We start from the raw sequence: 6,948 nt of genomic DNA, 5'->3' as shown, positions 1-6,948 counted from the left end.
TCCGGATAACGCTTGCCACCTACGTATTACCGCGGCTGCTGGCACGTAGTTAGCCGTGGCTTTCTGGTTAGGTACCGTCAAGGTGCCAGCTTATTCAACTAGCACTTGTTCTTCCCTAACAACAGAGTTTTACGACCCGAAAGCCTTCATCACTCACGCGGCGTTGCTCCGTCAGACTTTCGTCCATTGCGGAAGATTCCCTACTGCTGCCTCCCGTAGGAGTCTGGGCCGTGTCTCAGTCCCAGTGTGGCCGATCACCCTCTCAGGTCGGCTACGCATCGTTGCCTTGGTGAGCCGTTACCTCACCAACTAGCTAATGCGACGCGGGTCCATCCATAAGTGACAGCCGAAGCCGCCTTTCAATTTCGAACCATGCAGTTCAAAATGTTATCCGGTATTAGCCCCGGTTTCCCGGAGTTATCCCAGTCTTATGGGCAGGTTACCCACGTGTTACTCACCCGTCCGCCGCTAACTTCATAAGAGCAAGCTCTTAATCCATTCGCTCGACTTGCATGTATTAGGCACGCCGCCAGCGTTCATCCTGAGCCAGGATCAAACTCTCCAATAAAGTTAGTTTGTCTAGCATCTAAAAATAAAAATTGACGTTTCACGTTGTTTGTTTCGTTCAGTTTTCAAAGAACTACTTGGTCGCTCAGAAGCGACTTTATCAATATAACATTTCGTTATATTCTCGTCAACAACTTTTTTCAATAAGTTGTTTTTCGTTTGTTTTGCTTGTTACCTTTCGTGGCAACGAATATAAATATACCAGTTTGATTATTAAAATGCAATAGTTTTTCTAATAAAATTTTTAACTTAGTAAAAAAGTATAAAAACAGCACATTTCTTCTATATAAGTATAATTTCTCGCACCATCAAGATCTATTATACTCACGCAACTCATACTCAAATAAAAAAAACTTTGGAGAAATCTCCAAAGCTTAATCTTGTTTATGGCGCATAGCAGGGAATAATAATACATCACGAATAGATGGTGCATTTGTTAATAACATAACTAGACGATCAATACCAATTCCTAATCCACCCGTAGGAGGCATACCGTACTCAAGAGCTTCAATATAATCGTCATCCATCATATGTGCTTCGTCATTACCTTGTTCGCGCTCTTTTAATTGCGCTTCAAAACGTTCTTTTTGATCGATCGGATCATTTAACTCAGTAAATGCATTTGCATGTTCACGTGCAACGATAAATAATTCGAAACGATCTGTGAATCGTGGATCTTGGTCATTCTTTTTCGCAAGTGGCGAAATTTCTACCGGATGACCGTAAATAAATGTTGGTTGGATTAATTTATCTTCTACTTTTTGCTCGAAGAACTCATTAATAATATGACCAACTTCCATTGTATCCTTAATTTCTACATTATGTTCTTTCGCAAGCTCACGTGCTTCTTCTACACTCATTGGATTCCAGAAATCCGCTCCAGAGTGTTGCTTAATTGCATCTACCATATGAAGACGTGTCCATTCTGGTTCTAGATTAATTTCATAATCACCATATTGGATTGTTGTTGTACCCAATACTTTTTTCGCAATATGAGCAACCATATTTTCTGTTAGTTTCATAATATCATTATAATCAGCGTACGCTTCATATAATTCAATCATCGTAAACTCAGGGTTATGACGAGTTGATACACCCTCATTACGGAATACACGGCCAATCTCATAAACTTTTTCTAATCCGCCCACAATAAGACGTTTTAAATGAAGTTCAATTGCGATACGCATATATAATTCCATATCTAACGCATTATGATGCGTAGTGAAAGGACGAGCAGATGCTCCACCTGCAATCGCGTGCATCATAGGCGTTTCTACTTCAAGATAACCGTTGTCATCTAAATATCTTCTCATTTCACGAATGATTTTACTACGAGTAACAAATGTTTCACGACTTTCCATACTTGTAATTAAATCTAAGTAACGTTGACGGTATCGTTGTTCAACATCTTTTAATCCATGGTATTTATCCGGTAACGGACGAAGAGATTTCGTTAAAAGCGTAAATCCTGTTGCTTTTACTGAAAGTTCTCCAACGTTTGTTTTGAACACTTTACCTTCAATACCTACTAAGTCACCTAAATCTGCTGTCGTAAATAACTCGTACTCTTCATCTCCAACAGTATCTTTACGAACGTAAATTTGAACTTGTCCGTGTAAATCTTGAATGTGCGCGAATCCAGCTTTTCCTTTACCGCGTTTTGTCATAATACGACCAGCGATAGCAACAGTGATTTCTTTCTCTTCTAATTCTTCTTTAGAGAATTCTCCATATAAACTTACTAAGTCGGTCGTTGAATTTGTGCGTTCAAATCGTTTACCGAACGGATCGATTCCTTGCTCACGTAAATTATGTAGCTTTTCACGACGAACAAGCAATTGGTCGTTTAATTCTTCGTGGTTCATGTTATCCATGATATTGATATCACTCCAGCTCTATTAATTTTTACAATATATACAGTATAGCATTTTCTACTCAACTAGAAAAACTGCCAGCAACTAACTGGCAGTTCTTCTTTCTTTCACGTAATTATAGGAAGTGTGTAGAAGAATGTCAATCTTCTCCGTCCCCCTTATTAACCAACGTAAATTGTTTGTTGTTTCGCTTCTACCTCTTCTACAAATGCACCTAATACATTCGCAAGGTCTTCACGTGTGTTGCAAGTATTGATACCACTACGCACACTCGCATTACCACGAACACCTTTTAAATACCAAGCCGCATGCTTTCTCATCTCTCTTACAGCAACATTTTCGTTCTTTAAATCGATAAGACGATCTAGATGCAACATACATACATCAATTTTCTCACGTACTGTTGGTTCCGGCATTAACTCACCTGTCTCTAAATACTTTACTGTACGATAAATCATCCATGGATCCCCAAGAGCCGCACGGCCAATCATAACACCATCTACACCAATCTCATCAAGCATACGCTTCGCATCTTGCGGTGTTTCGACATCACCATTTCCGATAACTGGGATATTCACAGCTTGCTTTACTTGTTTAATGATATCCCAATCCGCTTTACCTTCATACATTTGCACTCGCGTACGACCGTGAACCGCCACAGCTTGTCCACCAGCACGCTCAATAGCTCTAGCATTTTCTATTGCGAAAATATGTTCTTCATCCCAACCGATACGCATTTTAACTGTAACCGGCTTTTCAACGGCATCTACAACTGCTGCTACCATTTCATATATTTTATTTGGATCTAAAAGCCATCTTGCCCCCGCATCACATTTTACGATTTTCGGTACTGGGCAACCCATATTGATATCAATAATATCTGCTGTCGTATATTTATCTACGTATTTCGCAGCATCTACAAGAGTTTCTTTCTCTCCACCGAAAATTTGTAAACTTAATGGTTTTTCTCTTTCATCGATATATAACATATCTAATGTTCTTTTGTTATTAAGTAATATCGCCTTATCACTTACCATTTCAGCACAAACTAGACCTGCACCAAATTCTTTCACTGTTAAACGGAATGCAGAATTACACACTCCCGCCATCGGTGCTAATACAACCGGATTTTTCATCTCAATATTTGCAATCTTTAACAATCAACCTACTCCTTCCTGCACAGTCACTTTGGCATTAATTCATCTATCGAAACATTTAATGCCTTAGCAACTTCTACTACAAAATCTTGAGAAGGTGATCGATTCCCTCTCTCAACTTCACCTAAAACAGATACAGATACCCCTAATTCTTTAGCAAAACCTTCTTGCGTGTAGCCTTTTAGCTTTCGAAAAGCACGAATGCGTCTTCCCCATTTTTCTGCTTCCATACCGTTACTCCCTCTCGCCTTTTCATTTCTTCTACTTGTGAACGTGAAATGTTTTGTTTTATGTCTTGATTAATCTCTAACAACGGAACGATAACAAAAGCTCTTTCAAACATCCGCGGATGCGGAACAATAAGATTCTCTGCTTCAATATTCTCTTGATTATAAAGTAAAATGTCAAGGTCGATAGTCCTCGGCCCCCACCTAATTTCCCTTTTTCTTCCTAGGTCATTTTCTACTTTTTGTGTTACTTTCAATAATTCTTGTGGTGATAAATTGGTAGAAATTTTTATAACTAAATTTAAAAAGCAACTTTGGTCAGTATAGCCAACTGGCTCAGTTTCATATACAGATGAAATATCATCAACCTGAATATAAGGATTTTTATTTAAGAACTGAATCGCTTCGGTTAGATACGTATAACGCTCTCCAATATTTGACCCTAATGCAATGTATGCTACATTATTCATGGACGTTCTCTCGTAATTTCTACTGCTACAGCACGATAATGACCTGGTATCGGTGGATCCGGCTTAATTACCTTAATTGTACATCGTGAAATACTTTCATATTGTTTTAATATATCTGCAGCAATATTTTCAGCGATACTCTCCACAAGCTTATACTTTCTATCCTCAACAACTTTTCTACATAATTCGAAAAGCTCTCCATAATTGACCGAATGCTCTAATTCATCACTTTCCCCTGCACGCTTTAAATCCAACTCCACCGTTAAGTCAACTTTAAATCTCTGACCTAATTTATTTTCCTCCGGGAACACACCATGATAACCGTAAAACTCCATATCATGGATATAAATTTTATCCAATTACTTTACCCCCTTACCAATCATTGCATCCATCATTTTAGCCATACGCGCCATTTCTTTCACATCATGGACACGAACAAACTCACAACCCTTTTCAATACCAAGACAAACAGTAGCTCCAGTCCCCTCAAGGCGTTCCTCTACTGGCAAATCTAATACGTGCCCAATAAAGGACTTTCTCGAAGTACCTAAGAGAACCGGATAACCTAGCACATTTAACTGTTCTAAATTACGCATCACCTCTAAGTTTTGCTCAGGTGTTTTAGCAAAACCGATACCTGGATCTAAAATAATATTCTCATCTCGCACACCAGCATTTTTAGCAATTTTGATACTATCATACAAATCAGCAATCATATCCGCCATTAAATTACGATAATTCATATTATCGCGGTTATGCATTAAAATGATAGGTACATCATAACGAGCTGCGACTTCAGCAATTTTTGGCTCCGCCTTTGCTCCCCAAATATCATTAATAATATGAGCACCAGCCTCAATTGCTTGCTTTGCAACTTCAGCTTTATATGTATCGATAGATATAGGCAATTTTACTTCTTTTGAAACCGCTTGAATCATCGGGACAACTCGCTTTATTTCTTCTTCTACTGATACTTTAGCAAAACCCGGGCGAGTAGATTCGCCACCAATATCAATAATATGAGCACCTTCACCTTGCATTTCTTTTGCGTGACGTACCGCAGCATCTACCTCGTTGTAACTCCCACCATCAGAAAACGAATCTGGTGTTACATTTAAAATTCCCATAATTAATGTCTTTTCATTTAAATTCAATGTATATTCGCCGCAGCGTAAATCATAATCCCACTTCAAACTACACATCTCCTCTTCGTAATTCATTTCTGCTCCATAATTTCTCTCTCTGCATTCCATAAAGGTACATTAAACTTTTTGTAACCACTCCCACTTTCCCCGGGAAATCCTGCGCTTCTATACGATAAAGCGGAACAATTTCTTGAATTGAGTTTGTTACAAAGACTTCATCTGCTGAAAGTAATTCATCTTTTGTAAAGAAACCTTCCTTTACTTCTATATTCAATTCTTCAGCACTTTTTATAATAAACGCACGAGTGATACCATTTAAAATCCCTGTTTTTAACGAAGGTGTATATAAAACATCACCTTTCACAAAAAAGAGATTCGAAACAATACCCTCTGCAACATAACCTGCTTCAGTAAGGAAAATACCTTCCTTGCTCACTACATTTCCAATTTCACGCTTCCCTAAAATGTTATTTAGATAATGATGAGACTTCAGACGAAATGCTCCTTCTGGTGTATTTCGCACTTGTTTTAAAATAACCCCTTCTTTTTCTACTACATCTTCTGGAGCTGTTAAAGGTTTTATAAAAACAATAACCGAAGGGTCTTCATACATTTCCGTTTGTAATCCTATTTCATCTACACCTGCTGATACATTAAAACGTACATACGCATGTTCCAATTCATTCTTAGCGAGTAGATTTTTCAAAATAAGCATCACGTCATCTTTTGTCATTGTCCATTTAATTTGCAATATATCTAGCGCATCTATTAAACGGTTATAATGATCATCTAACAAAAAAGGATGACCATTATAAATACGAAATGTCTCAAAAACTCCCAGCCCATATAAATAACCATGGTCATAAGGGGAGATTTTCGCTTCACTCGCTTCTACATACTCGCCATTTACGTAAATTAACATGATGTCACACTTGGACTATATTTACGAATGAAGTTCTGTAGTAACTCTTTCCCATGAGAAGTCATAATAGATTCTGGGTGGAATTGCACACCCTCTATCGGCAGTGTCTTATGACGAATCGCCATAATTTCCCCTTCCTCTGTCCAAGATGTTACCTCTAAACAATCTGGCAATGACTCTTTCTTAACAATCAGGGAATGATAACGCGTTGCAGTAAATGGATTAGGAATATCTAAGAAAATTGTTTTCTCATCATGATGCATAAGCGATGTTTTCCCATGCATTAATCGCTCTGCACGAACAACTTCTCCACCAAATACTTGTGCAATCGATTGATGCCCAAGACAAACTCCAAAAATCGGAATCTCCCCAGCAAAGTATTTGATAACTTCCATACTAATCCCCGCTTCATTAGGACTACATGGACCTGGCGAAATCATTAAGAAATCTGGTTTCATATTCTCAATATCTGCAATACTCACTTCATCATTACGCTTAACAACAAGCTCTTGTCCAAGTTCTCCAAGAAACTGTACTAAATTAAATGTAAAAGAATCATAATTATCAATCATTAATATCATTTCTC

Annotated in this window: 8 protein-coding genes and 1 rRNA gene (1 of these 9 only partly in view); all 9 read right to left on the bottom strand. The window is 38.1% G+C overall.

Translation table 11 applies throughout. The features are described from left to right. A 16S ribosomal RNA gene (locus MHI26_RS00435) occupies window positions 1-568 on the bottom strand; it reaches 984 nt to the left of the window's first position. A gap of 373 nt (window positions 569-941) precedes the next feature. Continuing rightward, window positions 942-2,441 carry a lysine--tRNA ligase gene (gene lysS, locus MHI26_RS00430; protein WP_000369679.1) on the bottom strand — a complete coding sequence of 500 codons (1,500 nt, stop codon included), beginning with the start codon at window positions 2,439-2,441 and terminating at the stop codon, window positions 942-944. A gap of 161 nt (window positions 2,442-2,602) precedes the next feature. Then, window positions 2,603-3,601 (bottom strand): tRNA dihydrouridine synthase DusB, encoded by a 999-nt coding sequence (gene dusB, locus MHI26_RS00425; protein WP_000912243.1) that lies wholly within the window; start codon window positions 3,599-3,601, stop codon window positions 2,603-2,605. Between the two features lie 23 nt (window positions 3,602-3,624). After that, window positions 3,625-3,828, bottom strand: a complete 204-nt coding sequence (locus MHI26_RS00420; RefSeq protein WP_000387030.1) for a helix-turn-helix domain-containing protein — start codon at window positions 3,826-3,828, stop codon at window positions 3,625-3,627. Next, a complete protein-coding gene (gene folK / locus MHI26_RS00415) occupies window positions 3,780-4,295 on the bottom strand; it encodes a 2-amino-4-hydroxy-6-hydroxymethyldihydropteridine diphosphokinase (protein ID WP_001066691.1) in 516 nt (171 codons plus the stop codon). The genes MHI26_RS00420 and folK overlap by 49 nt, the downstream gene beginning before the upstream one ends. Beyond that, entirely contained in the window at window positions 4,292-4,654 is a 363-nt protein-coding gene (gene folB, locus MHI26_RS00410; RefSeq protein ID WP_000358066.1) for a dihydroneopterin aldolase, read from the bottom strand. Before folB ends, folK begins: the two co-directional genes overlap by 4 nt. Then, complete coding sequence (gene folP / locus MHI26_RS00405; protein ID WP_042972332.1) at window positions 4,655-5,515, bottom strand: dihydropteroate synthase; 861 nt, start codon at window positions 5,513-5,515, stop codon at window positions 4,655-4,657. It lies immediately after the preceding gene. Beyond that, complete coding sequence (gene pabC / locus MHI26_RS00400; protein ID WP_000909862.1) at window positions 5,490-6,362, bottom strand: aminodeoxychorismate lyase; 873 nt, start codon at window positions 6,360-6,362, stop codon at window positions 5,490-5,492. The genes folP and pabC overlap by 26 nt, the downstream gene beginning before the upstream one ends. Continuing rightward, window positions 6,356-6,943: an aminodeoxychorismate/anthranilate synthase component II gene (gene pabA, locus MHI26_RS00395; protein WP_000602283.1), complete on the bottom strand. Its 588-nt coding sequence runs from the start codon at window positions 6,941-6,943 to the stop codon at window positions 6,356-6,358. The genes pabC and pabA overlap by 7 nt, the downstream gene beginning before the upstream one ends. Between the last annotated feature and the right edge of the window lie 5 nt (window positions 6,944-6,948).

The organism is Bacillus sp. FSL K6-1218 (genome assembly GCF_038006445.1).
Lineage (GTDB): Bacteria > Bacillota > Bacilli > Bacillales > Bacillaceae_G > Bacillus_A > Bacillus_A thuringiensis_S.
This window is presented reverse-complemented; position numbering and strand designations above follow the sequence as displayed.

Coding starts and splice junctions, on each gene's coding strand:
- lysS (WP_000369679.1), bottom strand. CDS start 2,441: ATGGATAACATGAACCACGAAGAATTAAACGACCAATTGCTTGTTCGT.
- MHI26_RS00420 (WP_000387030.1), bottom strand. CDS start 3,828: ATGGAAGCAGAAAAATGGGGAAGACGCATTCGTGCTTTTCGAAAGCTA.
- folK (WP_001066691.1), bottom strand. CDS start 4,295: ATGAATAATGTAGCATACATTGCATTAGGGTCAAATATTGGAGAGCGT.
- folP (WP_042972332.1), bottom strand. CDS start 5,515: ATGAATTACGAAGAGGAGATGTGTAGTTTGAAGTGGGATTATGATTTA.
- pabC (WP_000909862.1), bottom strand. CDS start 6,362: ATGTTAATTTACGTAAATGGCGAGTATGTAGAAGCGAGTGAAGCGAAA.
- pabA (WP_000602283.1), bottom strand. CDS start 6,943: ATGATATTAATGATTGATAATTATGATTCTTTTACATTTAATTTAGTA.